General features: G+C 65.6%; 10 protein-coding genes and 3 rRNA genes. 5 read left to right on the top strand and 8 right to left on the bottom strand.

The annotated features are described in order from the left end of the window. Window positions 1-66: 66 nt before the first annotated feature. The 5 genes from OHA88_RS36770 to OHA88_RS36750 all read right to left on the bottom strand — a co-directional run bounded on the left by OHA88_RS36770 (window position 67) and on the right by OHA88_RS36750 (window position 8,572). Window positions 67-2,562, bottom strand: coding sequence for a mannose-1-phosphate guanyltransferase (locus tag OHA88_RS36770; RefSeq protein WP_030979522.1), 2,496 nt, complete (start codon window positions 2,560-2,562; stop codon window positions 67-69). A gap of 112 nt (window positions 2,563-2,674) precedes the next feature. Then, window positions 2,675-3,283, bottom strand: coding sequence for a CDP-alcohol phosphatidyltransferase family protein (locus tag OHA88_RS36765; RefSeq protein WP_267006285.1), 609 nt, complete (start codon window positions 3,281-3,283; stop codon window positions 2,675-2,677). Window positions 3,284-3,429: 146 nt separating this feature from the next. Next, a 5S ribosomal RNA gene (rrf, locus tag OHA88_RS36760) occupies window positions 3,430-3,546 on the bottom strand. A gap of 79 nt (window positions 3,547-3,625) precedes the next feature. After that, window positions 3,626-6,750, bottom strand: a 23S ribosomal RNA gene (locus OHA88_RS36755). Between the two features lie 296 nt (window positions 6,751-7,046). Continuing rightward, a 16S ribosomal RNA gene (locus OHA88_RS36750) occupies window positions 7,047-8,572 on the bottom strand. The 16S, 23S and 5S rRNA genes sit together here, the layout of an rRNA operon. Window positions 8,573-9,273: 701 nt before the next feature. Here OHA88_RS36750 and OHA88_RS36745 point away from each other — a divergent pair. Together OHA88_RS36745 and ptsP are read left to right on the top strand one after the other, a co-directional pair. Continuing rightward, window positions 9,274-9,723 carry a PTS sugar transporter subunit IIA gene (locus OHA88_RS36745; protein ID WP_328628673.1) on the top strand — a complete coding sequence of 150 codons (450 nt, stop codon included), beginning with the start codon at window positions 9,274-9,276 and terminating at the stop codon, window positions 9,721-9,723. Between the two features lie 76 nt (window positions 9,724-9,799). Then, a complete protein-coding gene (gene ptsP, locus OHA88_RS36740; protein ID WP_328628672.1) occupies window positions 9,800-11,470 on the top strand; it encodes a phosphoenolpyruvate--protein phosphotransferase in 1,671 nt (556 codons plus the stop codon). Between the two features lie 61 nt (window positions 11,471-11,531). On the opposite strand, the gene OHA88_RS36735 is transcribed toward ptsP, so the two are convergent. Further along, window positions 11,532-12,449 carry a hypothetical protein gene (locus tag OHA88_RS36735; RefSeq protein ID WP_425896284.1) on the bottom strand — a complete coding sequence of 306 codons (918 nt, stop codon included), beginning with the start codon at window positions 12,447-12,449 and terminating at the stop codon, window positions 11,532-11,534. A 66-nt stretch (window positions 12,450-12,515) separates the two neighbouring features. Continuing rightward, a complete protein-coding gene (locus OHA88_RS36730; RefSeq protein WP_328628671.1) occupies window positions 12,516-14,492 on the bottom strand; it encodes an acetoacetate--CoA ligase in 1,977 nt (658 codons plus the stop codon). Window positions 14,493-14,714: 222 nt separating this feature from the next. On the opposite strand from OHA88_RS36730, the gene OHA88_RS36725 reads away from it, so the two are divergent. Next, a complete protein-coding gene (locus OHA88_RS36725) occupies window positions 14,715-17,060 on the top strand; it encodes a glycoside hydrolase family 31 protein (RefSeq protein WP_328628670.1) in 2,346 nt (781 codons plus the stop codon). Window positions 17,061-17,066: 6 nt separating this feature from the next. Here OHA88_RS36725 and OHA88_RS36720 read toward each other — a convergent pair whose 3' ends face one another. After that, window positions 17,067-17,588 (bottom strand): NUDIX domain-containing protein, encoded by a 522-nt coding sequence (locus tag OHA88_RS36720; protein WP_328628669.1) that lies wholly within the window; start codon window positions 17,586-17,588, stop codon window positions 17,067-17,069. Between the two features lie 131 nt (window positions 17,589-17,719). Between OHA88_RS36720 and OHA88_RS36715 the strand changes: the two genes are divergently transcribed. Beyond that, a complete protein-coding gene (locus OHA88_RS36715) occupies window positions 17,720-18,526 on the top strand; it encodes a M15 family metallopeptidase (protein ID WP_328628668.1) in 807 nt (268 codons plus the stop codon). Window positions 18,527-18,664: 138 nt separating this feature from the next. Continuing rightward, a complete protein-coding gene (locus OHA88_RS36710; RefSeq protein ID WP_030968923.1) occupies window positions 18,665-19,012 on the top strand; it encodes a DUF962 domain-containing protein in 348 nt (115 codons plus the stop codon). The last annotated feature ends 17 nt before the right edge of the window (window positions 19,013-19,029 follow it).

The following is a 19,029-nucleotide window of genomic DNA, read 5'->3' as shown; positions in this document are numbered from 1 at the left end:
GCCGAATGGCCCCACCGATGCGCCGGGAGGCGCGGCACAACACCTCCCGGCGCACTCAGGAAAACGTCAGTGACCTGCGCTGTCCACGACCGTCGACCATTCGTCGAGCAGCGCCTGCGCCGATGCGTCGTCGGGGCCCTCCGCCCACAAATGGGTGACGGCCTCGGCCGGGTCCGGAAGCACCATCACCCAACGACCGTCCGCCTCCACGACCCGCACACCGTCGGTGGTGTCGACGTCCCGGTCGCCGGCGGCCTCCACCACACGACGCATGACCAGCCCCTTGACGGCCCACGGCGTGGCCAGATCGCGGCGCAGGACATGCGCACGGGGGATGCGGGCGTCGATCTGGCTGAGCGTGAGCTGCGTCCTCGCGACGAGCCCGATGAGCCGTACGAAGGCGGCCGAGCCGTCGAAGACGCTGCTGAATTCGGGAACGATGAAGCCGCCGCGCCCGTCTCCACCGAAGATGGTGCCTTCCTGCCGCCCCACGCGCGTCAGATCGTCGGGCGACGTCGTCGTCCACTCCACCTGTGTGCCGTGGTACGCCGCCACCTGTTCGGCGACTCGCGTCGTCGTCACCGGCAGGGCCACGCGTCCGCTGCGCCGCTCGGCGGCCACCAGGTCGAGCAGCACCAGCAGTGCCCGGTCGTCCTCCACGATCCGGCCGCGCTCGTCGACCAGGGAGAGCCGCTCGCCGACCGGGTCGAAACGCACGCCGAACGCCGCCCGCGCCGAGGAGACGATCTCCCCGAGCCGCACCAGCCCGGACCTCCGGGTGTCGGCGGACTCGGTGGGCCGTGATTCGTCGAGACCGGGGTTGATCGTCAGCGCGTCCACGCCGAGCCGCCCGAGCAGACTGGGCAGGACGAGCCCGGCACTGCCGTTGGATGCGTCCACGACAACCTTGAGCCCTGCGGCGGCGATCCCGGTGGTGTCCACATTGCGCAGCAGCGATCCGGTGTAGGAGTCGAAGACGCTGGACGGGAAGTGCAGATCGCCGATCTCGCCCGGGAAGGCCCGCCGGTACTCCTGACGTGCGTAGACCCGGTCCAGCTTGCGCTGGCGCGCCTGGGACAGGTCTGCTCCCCGCTCGTCGAAGAACATGATGTCCACCGAGTCGGGCACTCCGGGCGAGGTACGGATCATGATCCCACCGGCGCTGCCCCGGGCGGTCTGCTGACGCGCGACCGGCAGCGGCACGTTCTCCAGGTCCCGTACGTCGATGGCACTGGCCTGCAACGCCGAGATGACCGCTCGCTTCAGCGCGCGGGCGCCACGGGAGTGGTCGCGGGCGGTGGTGACGGTCGAACCCTTCTTGAGGGTGGTGGCGTACGCACCGGCCAGCCGCACAGCGAGTTCCGGTGTGATCTCCACGTTCAGGATTCCCGAGACACCGCGGGCGCCGAAGAGATGAGCCTGCCCGCGCGACTCCCAGATCACCGATGTATTGACAAAGGCGCCGGCCTCGATGGTCTTGAAGGGGTAGACCCGGACATTGCCCTGAATGATCGATTCCTCACCGACCAGGCACTCGTCCCCGATGACCGCACCGTCCTCGATGCGGGCCGCCCGCATGATGTCGGTGTTCTTGCCGACCACACATCCGCGCAGATTGCAGTGCTGACCGATGTAGACGTTGTCGTGAATCACTGCCCGGTGCAGGAACGCACCCGTCTTGACGACGACGTTCGAACCGACGACCGTGTGCTCACGAAGCTCGGCTCCGGCCTCGATCTTTGCGTAGTCCCCGATGTACACGGGCCCCCGCAGCACTGCGTCGGGATGCACCTCGGCGCCTTCCGCGACCCATACACCGGGCGAGATCTCGAAGCCGTCGATCTCGACGTCGACCTTGCGCTCAAGGACATCGGCCTGGGCCTTCACATAGCTCTCGTGCGTGCCCACGTCCTCCCAGTAGCCCTCGGCGACATAGCCGTAGATCGGCTTGCCTTCCTTCATGAGCTGAGGGAAGACATCACCGGACCAGTCCACCGAGACATCGGCCTCGACATAGTCGAATACCTCGGGCTCCATCACGTAGATGCCCGTGTTGACCGTGTCCGAGAAGACCTGACCCCAGGTGGGCTTCTCCAGGAAACGCTCGACCTGGCCACCCTCGTCGACAATCGTGATTCCGAATTCCAGGGGATTCGGAACCCGGGTCAGACACACCGTGACGAGCCCGCCCTTTTCCTTGTGGAAGGCGATGAGATCGGTGAGGTCGAAGTCGGTGAGCGCATCACCGGAAATGACGAGGAAGGTGTCGTCCTTCAACGCCTCTTCGGCGTTCTTCACGCTCCCCGCGGTACCGAGAGGTTTCTCCTCGTTGGCATAAGTGAGCTCCATCCCGAGCTCTTCGCCGTCTCCGAAGTAGTTCTTGACGAGAGAGGCGAGAAACTGGACGGTCACGACGGTCTCATTGAGCCCATGCCGCTTGAGCAGCCGCAGCACATGCTCCATGATCGGCCGATTGGCGACAGGCAGGAGAGGCTTGGGCATGCTCGAGGTCATGGGGCGAAGGCGGGTGCCTTCACCACCAGCCATCACAACGGCCTTCATGTCGGAAACGTCCTCCTTGAAGAGACGACGGTCTAGCCGACTTCACCCGTCAGGGCAACACCTGAGACTTCACCGCGGACCGGCCACACTGCGCGGCACCGCATCAACGAGCTCAATCGGCTTCTGCATCCGCCTTGACGAGCCGGCGGACCTGAACCACGTAGAGGATTCCTGCCCACCAATAGAGCGTTGTACCCCATCCTGCGAACGCCCATCCGAAAATGGCGGCCAGCGATCCAAGCCAACCACTTGCGTCACTGAGCAGCAACAAGGGGAAGGCGTACATCAGGTTGAACGTAGCCGCCTTCCCCAGGAAGTTCACCTGGGGCGGCGGATAGCCGTGCCGCCTGAGGATTCCAACCATGACGAGAAGCATCAGCTCGCGTGCCAGGAGCGCCGCGGTGAGCCAGAGCGGAAGGATCTCACGCCAAGTCAGTCCGACAAGGGTCGAAAGGATGTACAGCCGGTCGGCAGCCGGATCCAGGAGGCGCCCGAGGCTACTGATCTGGTTCCACCGGCGGGCGAGCTTACCGTCGAGGTAGTCACTGATCCCGCTGAACATCAGTACCAGCAGCGCCCAGCCATCGCTCTTGGGTCCGCCGAACTCGGGGCGAAGAATCAGCCACAGGAAGAGCGGTACCCCGACAAGGCGAGCCATGCTGAGGATGTTGGGGATGGTGAGGACCCGGTCCGTCTGAACCCGAGTCTCCTGGACCTCCACCCGGGGGCCTCCTGTGAAAGAACGTGCCAATGATGCCCCCTGACCCTACCCGCAGCCACTGCCGGCAGATGCACGGGGGTAGCGGCCGGCCCGTAAACGCAGAAAAGCCCCGTGCCACAAGGGCACGGGGCTTTCCCGGAATAATTGTTCGGCGGCGTCCTACTCTCCCACAGGGTCCCCCCTGCAGTACCATCGGCGCTGAAAGGCTTAGCTTCCGGGTTCGGAATGTAACCGGGCGTTTCCCTAACGCAATGACCACCGAAACACTATGAAATTAACCAACACCGGGCAACAACACGGCCGTTCGTTATTTCAGAACTAACACAGTGGACGCGAGCAACTGAGGACAAGCCCTCGGCCTATTAGTACCAGTCAGCTCCACCCGTTGCCGGGCTTCCACATCTGGCCTATCAACCCAGTCGTCTACTGGGAGCCTTAACCCCTCAAAGGGGGTGGGAATACTCATCTCGAAGCAGGCTTCCCGCTTAGATGCTTTCAGCGGTTATCCTTTCCGAACGTAGCCAACCAGCCATGCCCTTGGCAGGACAACTGGCACACCAGAGGTTCGTCCGTCCCGGTCCTCTCGTACTAGGGACAGCCCTTCTCAATATTCCTACGCGCGCAGCGGATAGGGACCGAACTGTCTCACGACGTTCTAAACCCAGCTCGCGTACCGCTTTAATGGGCGAACAGCCCAACCCTTGGGACCGACTCCAGCCCCAGGATGCGACGAGCCGACATCGAGGTGCCAAACCATCCCGTCGATATGGACTCTTGGGGAAGATCAGCCTGTTATCCCCGGGGTACCTTTTATCCGTTGAGCGACAGCGCTTCCACAAGCCACTGCCGGATCACTAGTCCCGACTTTCGTCCCTGCTCGACCCGTCGGTCTCACAGTCAAGCTCCCTTGTGCACTTACACTCAACACCTGATTGCCAACCAGGCTGAGGGAACCTTTGGGCGCCTCCGTTACTCTTTAGGAGGCAACCGCCCCAGTTAAACTACCCATCAGACACTGTCCCTGATCCGGATCACGGACCCAGGTTAGACATCCAGCACGACCAGAGTGGTATTTCAACGGCGACTCCACAACCACTGGCGTGGCTGCTTCAAAGTCTCCCACCTATCCTACACAAGCCGAACCGAACACCAATATCAAACTGTAGTAAAGGTCCCGGGGTCTTTCCGTCCTGCTGCGCGAAACGAGCATCTTTACTCGTAGTGCAATTTCACCGGGCCTATGGTTGAGACAGTCGAGAAGTCGTTACGCCATTCGTGCAGGTCGGAACTTACCCGACAAGGAATTTCGCTACCTTAGGATGGTTATAGTTACCACCGCCGTTTACTGGCGCTTAAGTTCTCAGCTTCGCCGACCCGAAAGTCAGCTAACCGGTCCCCTTAACGTTCCAGCACCGGGCAGGCGTCAGTCCGTATACATCGCCTTACGGCTTCGCACGGACCTGTGTTTTTAGTAAACAGTCGCTTCTCGCTGGTCTCTGCGGCCACCCCCAGCTCATGGAGTAAATCCAATCACCAGTGATGGCCCCCTTCTCCCGAAGTTACGGGGGCATTTTGCCGAGTTCCTTAACCATAGTTCACCCGAACGCCTCGGTATTCTCTACCTGACCACCTGAGTCGGTTTAGGGTACGGGCCGCCATGAAACTCGCTAGAGGCTTTTCTCGACAGCATAGGATCATCCACTTCACCACAATCGGCTCGGCATCAGGTCTCAGGCTTAATGTGTGACGGATTTGCCTATCACACGCCCTACACCCTTACCCCGGGACTACCACCGCCCGGGCTGGACTACCTTCCTGCGTCACCCCATCGCTTACCTACTACAAGTCTGGTTCGTCGGCTCCACCACTACCCTCAACTCCGAAGAGATCGGGCCGGCTTCACGGACTTAGCATCGCCTGATTCAGTACTGGGCGTTTCAAAGCGGGTACCGGAATATCAACCGGTTGTCCATCGACTACGCCTGTCGGCCTCGCCTTAGGTCCCGACTTACCCTGGGCAGATCAGCTTGACCCAGGAACCCTTAGTCAATCGGCGCACACGTTTCTCACGTGTGTATCGCTACTCATGCCTGCATTCTCACTCGTGAACCGTCCACAACTCGCTTCCGCGGCTGCTTCACCCGGCACACGACGCTCCCCTACCCATCCCAGCAGGCGTTGGCCCTATATGCTGGAATGACACGACTTCGGCGGTACGCTTGAGCCCCGCTACATTGTCGGCGCGGAATCACTTGACCAGTGAGCTATTACGCACTCTTTCAAGGGTGGCTGCTTCTAAGCCAACCTCCTGGTTGTCTCTGCGACTCCACATCCTTTCCCACTTAGCGTACGCTTAGGGGCCTTAGTCGATGCTCTGGGCTGTTTCCCTCTCGACCATGGAGCTTATCCCCCACAGTCTCACTGCCGTGCTCTCACTTACCGGCATTCGGAGTTTGGCTAAGGTCAGTAACCCGGTAGGGCCCATCGCCTATCCAGTGCTCTACCTCCGGCAAGAAACACACGACGCTGCACCTAAATGCATTTCGGGGAGAACCAGCTATCACGGAGTTTGATTGGCCTTTCACCCCTAACCACAGGTCATCCCCCAGGTTTTCAACCCTGGTGGGTTCGGTCCTCCACGAAGTCTTACCTCCGCTTCAACCTGCCCATGGCTAGATCACTCCGCTTCGGGTCTTGAGCGTGCTACTAAAACGCCCTATTCGGACTCGCTTTCGCTACGGCTTCCCCACACGGGTTAACCTCGCAACACACCGCAAACTCGCAGGCTCATTCTTCAAAAGGCACGCAGTCACGACTGTTGCTCCGAAGAACAACAGCGACGCTCCCACGGCTTGTAGGCACACGGTTTCAGGTACTATTTCACTCCGCTCCCGCGGTACTTTTCACCATTCCCTCACGGTACTATCCGCTATCGGTCACCAGGGAATATTTAGGCTTAGCGGGTGGTCCCGCCAGATTCACACGGGATTTCTCGGGCCCCGTGCTACTTGGGTGTCTCTTAAACGAGCCGTTAATGTTTCAGCTACGGGGGTCTTACCCTCTACGCCGGACCTTTCGCATGTCCTTCGCCTACATCAACGGTTTCTGACTCGCCTCACAGCCGGCAGACTGTGAAAAAGAGATCCCACAACCCCGCATGCGCAACCCCTGCCGGGTATCACACGCATACGGTTTGGCCTCATCCAGTTTCGCTCGCCACTACTCCCGGAATCACGGTTGTTTTCTCTTCCTGAGGGTACTGAGATGTTTCACTTCCCCTCGTTCCCTCCACACTGCCTATGTGTTCAGCAGCGGGTGACAGCCCATGACGACTGCCGGGTTTCCCCATTCGGACACCCCCGGATCAAAGCTCGGTTGACAGCTCCCCGGGGCCTATCGTGGCCTCCCACGTCCTTCATCGGTTCCTGGTGCCAAGGCATCCACCGTGCGCCCTTAAAAACTTGGCCACAGATGCTCGCGTCCACTGTGCAGTTCTCAAACAACGACCAGCCACCCATCACCCCACCCCTAAGGGCGAGTTCACTGGGGCCGGCAACTGAAGGCGACCATCACGGCCGTACCCTCAGATACCCAACAACGTGCCCGACACGACCCCTCACGATTCACGTTCCACGCCGAAGCAGTACTAGTGATCCCGAAGAACCGTGCCGAATAGTCAACGTTCCACCCATGAGCTGACCACCGTCGAACATTTGCCGACGTAGTGGCTCTGGATTCCTTGCGGAATCTAGATGCTCCTTAGAAAGGAGGTGATCCAGCCGCACCTTCCGGTACGGCTACCTTGTTACGACTTCGTCCCAATCGCCAGTCCCACCTTCGACAGCTCCCTCCCACAAGGGGTTGGGCCACCGGCTTCGGGTGTTACCGACTTTCGTGACGTGACGGGCGGTGTGTACAAGGCCCGGGAACGTATTCACCGCAGCAATGCTGATCTGCGATTACTAGCAACTCCGACTTCATGGGGTCGAGTTGCAGACCCCAATCCGAACTGAGACCGGCTTTTTGAGATTCGCTCCGCCTCGCGGCATCGCAGCTCATTGTACCGGCCATTGTAGCACGTGTGCAGCCCAAGACATAAGGGGCATGATGACTTGACGTCGTCCCCACCTTCCTCCGAGTTGACCCCGGCAGTCTCCTGTGAGTCCCCATCACCCCGAAGGGCATGCTGGCAACACAGAACAAGGGTTGCGCTCGTTGCGGGACTTAACCCAACATCTCACGACACGAGCTGACGACAGCCATGCACCACCTGTATACCGACCACAAGGGGGGCACCATCTCTGATGCTTTCCGGTATATGTCAAGCCTTGGTAAGGTTCTTCGCGTTGCGTCGAATTAAGCCACATGCTCCGCTGCTTGTGCGGGCCCCCGTCAATTCCTTTGAGTTTTAGCCTTGCGGCCGTACTCCCCAGGCGGGGAACTTAATGCGTTAGCTGCGGCACCGACGACGTGGAATGTCGCCAACACCTAGTTCCCAACGTTTACGGCGTGGACTACCAGGGTATCTAATCCTGTTCGCTCCCCACGCTTTCGCTCCTCAGCGTCAGTAATGGCCCAGAGATCCGCCTTCGCCACCGGTGTTCCTCCTGATATCTGCGCATTTCACCGCTACACCAGGAATTCCGATCTCCCCTACCACACTCTAGCCTGCCCGTATCGACTGCAGACCCGGGGTTAAGCCCCGGGCTTTCACAACCGACGCAACAAGCCGCCTACGAGCTCTTTACGCCCAATAATTCCGGACAACGCTTGCGCCCTACGTATTACCGCGGCTGCTGGCACGTAGTTAGCCGGCGCTTCTTCTGCAGGTACCGTCACTCTCGCTTCTTCCCTGCTGAAAGAGGTTTACAACCCGAAGGCCGTCATCCCTCACGCGGCGTCGCTGCATCAGGCTTTCGCCCATTGTGCAATATTCCCCACTGCTGCCTCCCGTAGGAGTCTGGGCCGTGTCTCAGTCCCAGTGTGGCCGGTCGCCCTCTCAGGCCGGCTACCCGTCGTCGCCTTGGTAGGCCATCACCCCACCAACAAGCTGATAGGCCGCGGGCTCATCCTTCACCGCCGGAGCTTTCAACCCCGTCCCATGCGGGACAGAGTGTTATCCGGTATTAGACCCCGTTTCCAGGGCTTGTCCCAGAGTGAAGGGCAGATTGCCCACGTGTTACTCACCCGTTCGCCACTAATCCACCCCGAAGGGCTTCATCGTTCGACTTGCATGTGTTAAGCACGCCGCCAGCGTTCGTCCTGAGCCAGGATCAAACTCTCCGTGAATGTTTTCCCGTAATCGGGAGACACATCACGAGAGCGGGACGATCAGCCGGAATAAGACCGACCGTCCACAGCGTCCTCGCTGTGTAATTGCCTACCGGAACCACAAGGGCCCGGCAGGACTTTCAAAGGAACCACCAACCTGCCGAAACAGGCCGGGGTATCAACATATCTGGCGTTGACTTTTGGCACGCTGTTGAGTTCTCAAGGAACGGACGCTTCCTTTGTACTCACCCTCTCGGGCTTTCCTCCGGGCTTTCCCTTCGGTCTTGCGTTTCCGACTCTATCAGACTCTTTCGTGTCCGATTCCCGGTCGAAGCGGGCCCCCTGCGAAGCAGGAGAATTTCTACTGCGCTTTCCAGGTTTTCGCTTTCGCGTTTCCCTTTCCGGCGAGTCCGACTCTATCAGGCCTTTTCCGTCTCCCTTGACCAGCCCTGCAGGCATGCAGAAGCTGAATCCGAGTTAGGGTTTGGGCTTAATAGTCGCCGCCGGCCCCCGACGCAATGTCGTGCTGGGGCCAGGCAGGAGTACGACAGTACAGGCCGCTCGGAGTCGAGGCAAATCGTTTCCGGTGCCCCCCTAGGTCTGCGAACCCATTGGACTCGGGCGGAACCGGGACTTCTTATGACTTACGCTGCTGAACAGTACGCCGTCCCCTGCAGGTCGCGGCGGCCCCATTGAAGCTCCACCCTGGGAGGCTCCCTATGACCACTGTGACGTCCCCTCTTGAAGGACGTGCCATCGGACTCGCTGCGGTACCCGACCCGGTCTTCTCCGGTGCGATGGTCGGTCCCGGAACAGCCATCGACCCCGTGCGTGAGCCGTCGGAGGCAGTTTCGCCGGTGGACGGGGTAGTTGTCTCCCTGCACCCGCACGCCTTCGTCGTTGTGGACGGACAGGGGCACGGCGTGCTGGTGCACCTGGGCATCGACACCGTTCAGCTCAATGGCGAGGGCTTCGAACTCCTCGTCAACAAGGGTGACACGGTCACGCGGGGCCAGAACATCGTGCGATGGAACCCGGCCGCCGTGGAGGAGGCCGGCAAGTCGCCCATCTGCCCGATCGTCGCGCTGGAGGCCACGGCCGACTCCCTCTCCGACCTCCGCGAGGACGGCGATGTCAAGGTTGGCGACACACTGTTCGACTGGCAGTGACACGTTCGGCGCAGTAACAGCCGACTGGACATCCACCGCGGTGGCACGGATCGCCGCACAATCTGAGACGGGTGAAATGGAGACAACGCTGCGAGGCGTCGGCGTGAGTCACGGTGTGGCGATCGGCGAGGTACGGCACATGGGTACGGCTGTGCTCGAGCCGCCGGCCAAACGGATTCCCGCGGAGGAGGCCGAGCGCGAGCAGGGGCGTGCTCGCCAGGCCGTGGACGCTGTTGCGGCCGACCTCAATGCCCGTGGCCATCTGGCAGGCGGCGAGGCGCAGGCGGTGCTCGAGGCGCAGGCCCTGATGGCCCAGGACCCCGAGCTCATGGCCGACGTGGATCGGCGCATCGCCGTCGGAAGCAGCGCCGAGCGTGCGGTGTACGACGCGTTTGCCGCGTACCGTGCCCTGCTGGCCGGCGCCGGGGAGTATCTGGCGGGACGGGTCGCGGACCTCGACGACGTGCGCAACCGGATTGTGGCGCGGCTGCTCGGTGTGCCGATGCCGGGTGTGCCGGACAGCGATGAGCCGTATGTGCTGATCGCGCGCGACCTGGCGCCTGCCGATACAGCGCTGCTCGACCCCGCTCTGGTGCTCGGATTTGTCACCGAGGAGGGCGGACCGACCAGTCACAGCGCGATTCTGGCGCGGGCGCTCGGTGTGCCGGCCGTGGTGGCTCTCCCCGGTGCCGGTGAGCTGGCCGAGGGTACGGTCATCGCGGTGGACGGCAGCACCGGCGAGATCTTCGTCGAGCCGAGCGAGGCGAAGCGCGCGGAGATGGAGAGCGCCGCCGCGGCCCGCAAGGCCGCGCTGTCCGCCTCGACCGGTCCGGGTGCGACGTCCGACGGTCACAAGGTGCCGCTCCTGGCCAATGTGGGCGGGCCCGGCGATGTGCCGGCGGCGGTCGAGGCCGGTGCCGAGGGTGTGGGTCTTTTCCGCACCGAGTTCCTGTTCCTGGACGACAGCAAGCAGGCGCCGTCCGAGGAGAAGCAGGTCGAGGCCTACCGTGCGGTGCTGGAGGCGTTCCCCGAGGGACGCGTGGTGGTGCGGGTGCTGGACGCCGGTGCGGACAAGCCGCTCGACTTCCTGACGCCCGCGGACGAGCCGAACCCGGCGCTGGGTGTGCGTGGGCTTCGTACTCTGCTGGACCACCCCGAGGTGCTGCGGACCCAGCTGACCGCGCTGGCGAAGGCGGCCGAGGGGCTGCCGGTCCATCTCGAGGTCATGGCGCCGATGGTGGCGGACCGTACGGATGCGAGGGCGTTCGCCGACGCGTGCCGGGCGGCCGGGCTGCAGGCGAAGTTCGGCGCGATGGTGGAGATTCCGTCCGCTGCTCTTCGGGCCCGCTCGATCCTGCAGGAGGTGGAGTTCCTGTCGCTGGGCACCAATGACCTGGCGCAGTACACCTTCGCCGCCGACCGTCAGGTGGGTGCGGTGTCGCGGCTGCAGGATCCGTGGCAGCCCGCGCTGCTCGATCTGGTGGCGCTGTCGGCTGACGCTGCCAAGGCCGAGGGCAAGAGCTGCGGTGTCTGTGGTGAGGCTGCCGCCGATCCGCTGCTCGCCTGTGTGCTGACCGGTCTGGGTGTCACCTCCCTGTCGATGGGTGCCGCGTCCATTCCTTACGTCCGCGCCACGCTGGCGAAGCACACGCTCGCGCAGTGCGAGCGTGCCGCTGCCGCCGCGCGTGCGACGGACTCCGCCGACGAGGCGCGGCTCGCGGCTCAGGCGGTGCTGTCGGGCGAGTAGTTCGCGCAGGTGGTTGTGAAGGGGCTTCCCGCCGGACACGGCGGGAAGCCCCTTCGGCGTGTCAGCGGTGTTCCTCCGGTTCGTCCGCGCCGATGTCGAAGCCCGCGCAGTACTCGACGCCGGACTCCGGGGAGACGGGATCACCGGTGTCCGCGTCGGTGCAGTAGGCGCTGAAGACCTCACCGGCGGTGAGCGGTACGAGGCTGCCGCGGTTCAGTCGCCAGCCGTGGACCCGGTCGGGGGTCCCGGGGCTGCTTGTACGGAGTACGAGTCCGCCGTGACTTCCGAGGGCGATGCCGACGGCGAGGACGGTGACGAACTCTGCGCCTTCGCCCGAATCGAGACGGGCCGGGCCCGTCGTGCCGCGCTCGGTGTGGAGGACGGCGAGGAGCTGTTCGTTCTCCGTGGGCGTGCTGCAGACCAGATGGTGAGTGCCCGGGCCCGCCGTCTCCAACGTGCGCATCAGGAGGTGGGACGCCCGGTCGAAGGCGGCGCGGCCGATGTCCTGTCCGCAGTCGGCGCATTCGCCGAGGTCGGCCAGGAGCGTCGTGGCGTACTCCCATGTGGCCTGCCGGACCGCTCGGCTGACGAGGAGCGGGACAAGGGTGTCGATGGGTTGTCCGGTGTACGCGACTGTGGCTCCGGTCGCGGCGATCTCGGCGGTGAATCGACTGCGGCTGGCCGGGGCGTCGGCGGCGAGGCCGGATTCGGCACAGAACTCCGCGTACTCCTCCGGGTCGAAGAGGGCCACGGTGGTGTGCATGCCCTGGGCCGCGAGCGTTTTGAGCAGGCCCTCGACCTGCTGCAGATAGACGGTGTGGTCGTCGAACGTGAAAGTGCGGTAGCGCCGCATGGCCGCGAAGTCCTGCTCGTCGGCCAGGAGGCCGATGGTGCTCGGTGCTTCGCGGCGCAGCGTGCGTCGCATCGATGTGCCGGTCCGCCGATGGGCGGTGTGCTTGGTGTTCCTGGTGTGCGCCACGACTCCCCCAGTGCGCTGTCGAACATTGCTCACTCAGAGTAATCGCGGGCACTGACAGTGCCCTCTTCAGCGGCGCGTACGAGCCAGGTCCTCGTAGAAGTGGAGCAGTTCGAGGTTGTCGATCGAGCCGGGATTGACCGCCTTGGCCAGGGCTGTTCCCTGGAGGAGGCGCTTGACCGGAACCTCGATGCGCTTGCCGGTGAGGGTGTGCGGGATGCCGGGAACCTCGATGATCTCGTCCGGCACATGGCGCGGTGAGAGGTTCTCGCGGATGGTTTCTTTGATGCGGCCGCGCAGGCCGTCGTCGAGGGCGGCACCGTCGGCGAGGTGGACGAAGAGCGGCATCCAGTAGCCGCCGTCGGGCTCTTCGAGGCCGATGACCAGGGATTCGCGGATCTCGGGGAGCCGTTCGACGGCTTCGTAGATGTCGGCGGAGCCCATCCGTACCCCCTGGCGGTTGAGGGTGGAGTCGGAGCGGCCGTGGATGATGACGGAGCCGTGGTCGGTGAGGGTGATCCAGTCGCCGTGGCGCCAGACGCCGGGGTACATCTCGAAGTAGCTGTCGCGGTAGCGACTGCCGTCGGGGTCGTTCCAGAAGTGGATCGGCATGGAGGGCAGCGGGTTGGTGACGACGAGTTCGCCGACCTCGCCGATGAGCGGCTTCCCTGCGGGGTCCCAGGACTGGAGGTCCGTACCGAGGCAGGGGGCCTGCAGCTCGCCGATGTGGACGGGGAGAGTGGGGACGGCGCCGGCGAAGCAGCTGCAGACGTCCGTGCCGCCGCTGACGGAGGCGATCCAGAGGTTGTCGGCGACTTCGTCGTGGAGCCAGCGGAATCCGTCGGGCGGGAGCGGGGAGCCGGTGGTGGCCACGCACTGGATGCGCGAGAGGTCGAAGTCGCGGCCCGGGTGGATGCCGGCCTTGCGGCACGCCATGACGTAGGCGGCGGAGGTGCCGTAAAGGGTGGCGCCGGTCTGTTCGGCGACGCGCCACTGGGCGCTGACGTCGGGGTAGCCGGGGCTTCCGTCGTACAGCACGACCGTGCTGCCGGTGAGCAGGCCGGAGACGAGGAAGTTCCACATCATCCAGCCGGTGGAGGTGTACCAGAAGAAGCGGTCGTCGGGCCCGAGGTCGCAGTGCAGTCCGAGCTGTTTGAAGTGTTCGAGGAGGATGCCGCCCTGGGACTGGACGATCGCCTTGGGGAGTCCGGTGGTGCCCGAGGAGTACAGCACCCACAGCGGGTGGTCGAAGGGGACCTCTTCGAAGACGGGTTCGGTGTCCGCGGAGGTGAGGGCGGACCATTCGAGGGCGCCTTCGGGGGCGGGGGTGCCCAGCAGCGGGATGTGGACGACGGCCCGCAGGGTAGGCAGTTCGCGGCGCAGTTCGGCGACCGTGTCGGTGCGGTCGTGTTCCTTGCCGCCGTAGCGGTAGCCGTCGACGGTGAAGAGGACGACGGGTTCGACCTGCTGGAAGCGGTCGAGGACGCTGCGGGCGCCGAAGTCCGGGGCGCAGGAGGTCCAGACGGCGCCGACGGCCGCGGTGGCGAGGAGCGCGACGACCGACTGCGGGATGTTGGGGAGGTATCCGCTGACGCGATCGCCGGGGCGGACCCCGAGTGCGCGGAGTTCGGCGGCGAGGGAGCCGACCTGGCGGCGGAGTTCGGACCAGCTGACCAGGGCCTGGGTGTGGGTCTCGTCGACGTGGACGAGCGCCGGGGCACCGGCGCGCAGCGGGTCCTCCGCGGCACGCAGGGCGTGTTCCGCGTAGTTGAGGGTGGCACCGGGGAACCATTGGGCGCCGGGCATGGTGCGGTCGCCGATGACGGTCTCGTACGGAGTGGAGAACCGTACGTCGAACCAGTCGGCGACGGCCCGCCAGAAGGTGTCCAGCTCGTCGACGGACCAGCGGTGCAGCGCCGGGTAGCCGCCGTCGGCCGGTGCTCCGTACCGCTCGGCGGCCCAGCTCTGGAAGCGGGTGACCGCCGCGGCGGCGATGCGCTCGGCGTCGGGCTGCCAGAGGGGGGCTTCGTTCGCTGCTGAGGTCATGGGGCGGCTCCCTGGCTGTACGGGTACGCGGGGTGGGCGTGGTTCGCGCGCACACGTGCTGGGGTGTGCGCGTGAGGCGGCTTCACGGACGATGCCATGTGATCGTCTTCCGCACCAGGGTTCCCCGCCCATGGTTGCCTGTCCGGTTATGTGGTCCGGCCACGGGTGAACGGAAGTTGAACGGAGCCCGTTGCCGCTCCGTCAGGTGGCAGGGTGAGCTGCATGAACGGTCGCGACCTGGTGCGTTCGGTGAAGATGGTGGGTTCGGTGCAGGGGCTGCGCTTGGTGCGCTCGGCCTGGCGTCGGCAGCGGGCGGATGCACGGGCGCTGCCGCCCCGTGGTGCGGAGCGGGCGAGAGTGCCGGGTCTGCTGGTGGGGGCGGAGCCCGGGCCGGGTGGCGGTGTCGTGAGATTCGCCCGTTCGGAGCTGTACATCCGGGTCGCGGTGGGCGGTGCCGTGTTCTGGGCGTGGGACGGGGCGGAGCCGCTGCCGTCGTACGCGCTGCCGGGTCCGGCGCCGGATCCGGATCCGCGGGCTGTGCTGGAGCCGGACAAGGACGGCGGCTGGCAGGTTGTCTCGGAGCGGCTGACGCTGGTGGTGTCGCGGCACGGGGCGGTGGAGCTGCGTACGCCGGGCGGCGTGGTGCTCCGGCGGGAGCTGCCGCCACGCTGGTGGGAGCCGGTGGCGGGTGGTCCGGCCCGGTGGGTGCAGCGGTCCGAGGTGCCGGCGGACGCCCGGTTCTTCGGGCTCGGCGGGCGGGCGTCGGGGCCTCGGCTGCGCGACGGCGTGTACGAGCTGTGGAACACCGATCCCGGCGGGCGCTTCGTGCCCGGTGACGATCCGCTGTATCTGACGATGCCGGTGCAGCTGGTGGTCTCGGACGCGGGGACGCATCTGGCGTTCCACGACAACTCCTGGGCGGGGCGGGTGACGCTGCGCGAGGGCGAGGAGGGGGCGGGGTCCGGCCATGACCGTCCGGGGCTGTGCGAGGTGCGGATGGACGGGGGGCCGCTGCGCTGCTGGGTGGTGGCGGGTACGCCGGGCCGGGTGCTGCAGGGCTGGACGGCGCTGACGGGCGCGCCGGCGCTGCCGCCGTCCTGGGCGCTGGGTCCGCAGCACGCCCGGTGGGGGTTCGGCAGCGAGCGTGAGGTGCGGCGGATCGTCGCCGGGTACCGGGAGCGGGGTCTGCCACTGTCCGCTCTGCATCTGGACATCGATCACTACGACGGGCATCAGGTGTTCACCGTCGACCGGGGCCGGTTCCCGGACCTGCCGCGGCTGGCGAAGGAGTTGCGGGAGGACGGGGTGCGACTTGTGTCGATCGTCGATCCGGCGGTGAAGGCGGTGCCGGGGAATGCGGTGTTCGACGCCGGTACGGCGGTCGGTGGGACCGGGGCGTTCGTCCGGGACGCACGGGGGCGGACGGTGCGCGGGGAGGTGTGGCCCGGTGAGTGCGTGTATCCGGACTTCACCGATCCGCAAGTGCGGGAGTGGTGGGGAGATCTGTACGAGGAACGGCTGGCGCAGGGGTTCTCCGGTGTGTGGCACGACATGAACGAACCGGTGTCGTTCTCGGCGTTCGGCGAGCCGACGCTGCCGCGCTCGGCCCGGCACTCTCTGGAGGGCCGCGGGGGCGATCACCGGGAGGCCCACAATGTGTACGGGCTGGCGATGGCGAAGGCCGGGTACGAGGGGCTCTGCCGGCTGCGGCCGGACGAGCGGCCCTTCCTGTTCTCGCGCGCCGGCTGGGCGGGGATGCAGCGGTACGGGGGCACGTGGTCCGGCGATGTGGCGACGGGCTGGCCCGGGTTGCGTGCCTCGCTGTCGCTGGTGCTGGGGCTCGGCCTGTGCGGGGTGCCGTATTCGGGTCCCGATGTGGGCGGGTTCGACGGGTCGCCCTCCCCCGAGCTGTATCTGCGCTGGTTCCAGCTGGGTGCCTGGCTGCCGTTGTTCCGCACGCACGCGGCGATGGACGCCGGGCGTCGGGAGCCGTGGGAGTTCGGCCCCGAGGTGCTTGAGCACGCGAGGGCGGCGCTGGTGGAGCGGGAGCGGCTGCATCCGTACTTTGTGACGCTGGCCCAGCTGGCCCGGCTGACGGGTGCGCCGTATGTGCGGCCGCTGTGGTGGGGGGCGCCCGGGGACCGGGCACTGCGGGATTGCGAGGACGCGTTCTTGCTGGGGGATGCGTTGCTGGTGGCGCCGGTGCTGAAGCGGGGGACGGACCGCAGGGCGGTGCGGCTGCCACGGGGACGGTGGTACGACACGGCGACCGGAGAGGCGTACGAGGGGCCGGGGCAGGTGCTGGTCGATGCGCCGCTGTCGCGGGTGCCGGTGCTGGTGCGGGCGGGGTCGGTGATTCCGGTGCGGGGCATGGACGGGGAGCTGGAACTGGAGGTGTGGGCTCCGGCTGCCGGGCGTACCGGTGGCGGTCTGGTCGTCCGTGACGCGGGCGACGGCTGGGAGCAGCCGGAGGTCGAGCGATATACCTCGCGGCTGGAGGGTGGACAGGTGGTGGTGGAGCTGGAGGGTGGTGAGGTGACGTGCCCGGTGCGGGTGCGTGGGGTGTGACGCCCGTCAGCGGCGGTGGTAGCGGCCTTCGAACCATGCGCGGGCAGCCAGGGTGTGCAGCGGGAAGGCCAGTTCGGCGGGGGCGCGGAGCAGGCTGTGGCCGGCGGTCTCGTCGGTGGGCACGGACGGGGGGAGGTCGGCGACCGGGCGTGGCGGGAGCAGACCGAAGAGGAGAAGGTGGCCGTCCGGTGCGCTGAGGGCGTCGGCAAGACGTACGTCCTGCTGGTCGGCTTCGATGCCGGTCTCCTCGCGCAGTTCCCGCACGACCGCGTGCCGCCAGTCCTCTGCGTGGTCGATGAAGCCGCCGGGCAGGGCGAGGCCGCCGCGTCGGGGCTCGATGGTGCGGGTGATGACGACGAGGGAGGTGCCGTCCCGGTCGGTGACGGGGAGCAGGGCGACGGCGACCGGCAGCGGGTTGCGGTAGGCGGTGTCGCCGCAAGCGGTGCACGTGCGGGGCCAGCTGCCGGTGGATCCCGGCGCGGGCCGGGGGTACGGCGTGCCGCAGCTGCTGCAGTGGGAGTCCTTCATCGGTTCCGGCACCTTTCCTCCACGTTCTGCTGCGCTTGTTCCTTCGCTCGGCTTTCTCTCCGGGCGCGGACACGCGCGGACTGTATCCGATCGTCGTGCCGACACCCGCACCACTGATGGATGATGCGCTCATGACAGGTATTGCTTCCGCATTCCGCGCACTGGCAGCCACTGCCGCCATCCTGCTCGCCGCCACCGTCGCCTCCCCGCCGGCACGGGCCCAGGCCGAGCCGAAAGCCCCCGATGAGTTCGTCGCACTGCGTTCGGTGGACCCCACGATCATTCAGGAAATGCGCTACCCCACCGGGCACAACTTCATGGGTGAACCGGTCGACGGGTACCGCCAGCCCGTCTGCATCCTGACCCGGCCCGCGGCTGAGGCGCTCCACGCGGCGCAGACGCGGCTGCTGCGCCAGGGGTACTCGTTGAAGGTGTACGACTGTTACCGGCCGCAGCGGGCCGTCGATCATTTCGTACGGTGGGCGAAGGATCTCGACGACGAGGCCATGAAGGGCGAGTTCTACCCCCAGGTCGACAAGACGCGGCTGTTCGCGGACGGTTACATCGCGGAAAAGTCCGGGCACAGCCGGGGCAGCACGGTGGACCTGACGCTGGTGAAGCTGCCCGCTGTGCCGACCAGGCCGTACCGCCCGGGCGAGAAGCTGGTGCCCTGCTACGCGCCGCAGACCGAGCGCTTCCCCGACAACTCGGTGGACATGGGCACCGGGTTCGACTGCTTCGACACACTGTCGCACACGGACGACCCGCGGATCCAGGGCGTGCAGCGGGCCAACCGGCAGTTCCTGAAGACGACACTCACCGACGCCGGGTTCGTGAATCTGGCCGAGGAATGGTGGCACTACACCTTCAAGCCCGAGCTGTTTCCGGACACCTACTTCGACTTCCCGGTGGCCAGGAGGTCCGTCGCCGGGCACTGAGGCCCACACCCGGCCGATGCGGGTGCGGCCGGGCGGACGGGCGGCCGGGACCACCCCCGTGGGTTCCGGCCGCCCACACTTCCTCTCGGACGCGGATCGGCCGTATCCGGTTGCCCTCCCAGCCGTTACGGTGCCCATATGTCACAGCAGACGTTCGATTCGTACGAAGAGTTCTGGCCCTACTACGTGGCGATGCACTCCAGGGCCGCCACCCGCTGGGTCCATCTGACGGGGACCCTGACCGGTCTCGCGGTCACCGCCTACGGCCTGGCCCGGGGCCGCAAGCGGTACGCGGCGGCGCTCCCCCTGATCGGCTACGGCACGGCCTGGCCCGCACACTTCCTGATCGAGAAGAACAATCCGGCCACCTTCGGGCATCCCGCGTGGTCACTGCGCGGAGACGTGCAGATGATCCGGATGATGCTGGCCGGCCGCGACAGGGAGCTGGCGGAGACCGCCGCCAAGTGGCTCGCCGAGAACGGCTGACCGTGGCACACTTCTGA

This window comes from Streptomyces sp. NBC_00353 (assembly GCF_036108815.1).
Lineage (GTDB): Bacteria > Actinomycetota > Actinomycetes > Streptomycetales > Streptomycetaceae > Streptomyces.
This window is presented reverse-complemented; position numbering and strand designations above follow the sequence as displayed.

What these genes read in the sequence shown, in the direction of transcription:
- OHA88_RS36710 (WP_030968923.1), top strand. Translation starts at nt 18,665, where the DNA reads ATGTCACAGCAGACGTTCGATTCGTACGAAGAGTTCTGGCCCTACTAC.
- OHA88_RS36745 (WP_328628673.1), top strand. Translation starts at nt 9,274, where the DNA reads ATGACCACTGTGACGTCCCCTCTTGAAGGACGTGCCATCGGACTCGCT.
- OHA88_RS36720 (WP_328628669.1), bottom strand. Translation starts at nt 17,588, where the DNA reads ATGAAGGACTCCCACTGCAGCAGCTGCGGCACGCCGTACCCCCGGCCC.
- ptsP (WP_328628672.1), top strand. Translation starts at nt 9,800, where the DNA reads ATGGAGACAACGCTGCGAGGCGTCGGCGTGAGTCACGGTGTGGCGATC.
- OHA88_RS36770 (WP_030979522.1), bottom strand. Translation starts at nt 2,562, where the DNA reads ATGAAGGCCGTTGTGATGGCTGGTGGTGAAGGCACCCGCCTTCGCCCC.
- OHA88_RS36730 (WP_328628671.1), bottom strand. Translation starts at nt 14,492, where the DNA reads ATGACCTCAGCAGCGAACGAAGCCCCCCTCTGGCAGCCCGACGCCGAG.
- OHA88_RS36715 (WP_328628668.1), top strand. Translation starts at nt 17,720, where the DNA reads ATGACAGGTATTGCTTCCGCATTCCGCGCACTGGCAGCCACTGCCGCC.
- OHA88_RS36725 (WP_328628670.1), top strand. Translation starts at nt 14,715, where the DNA reads ATGAACGGTCGCGACCTGGTGCGTTCGGTGAAGATGGTGGGTTCGGTG.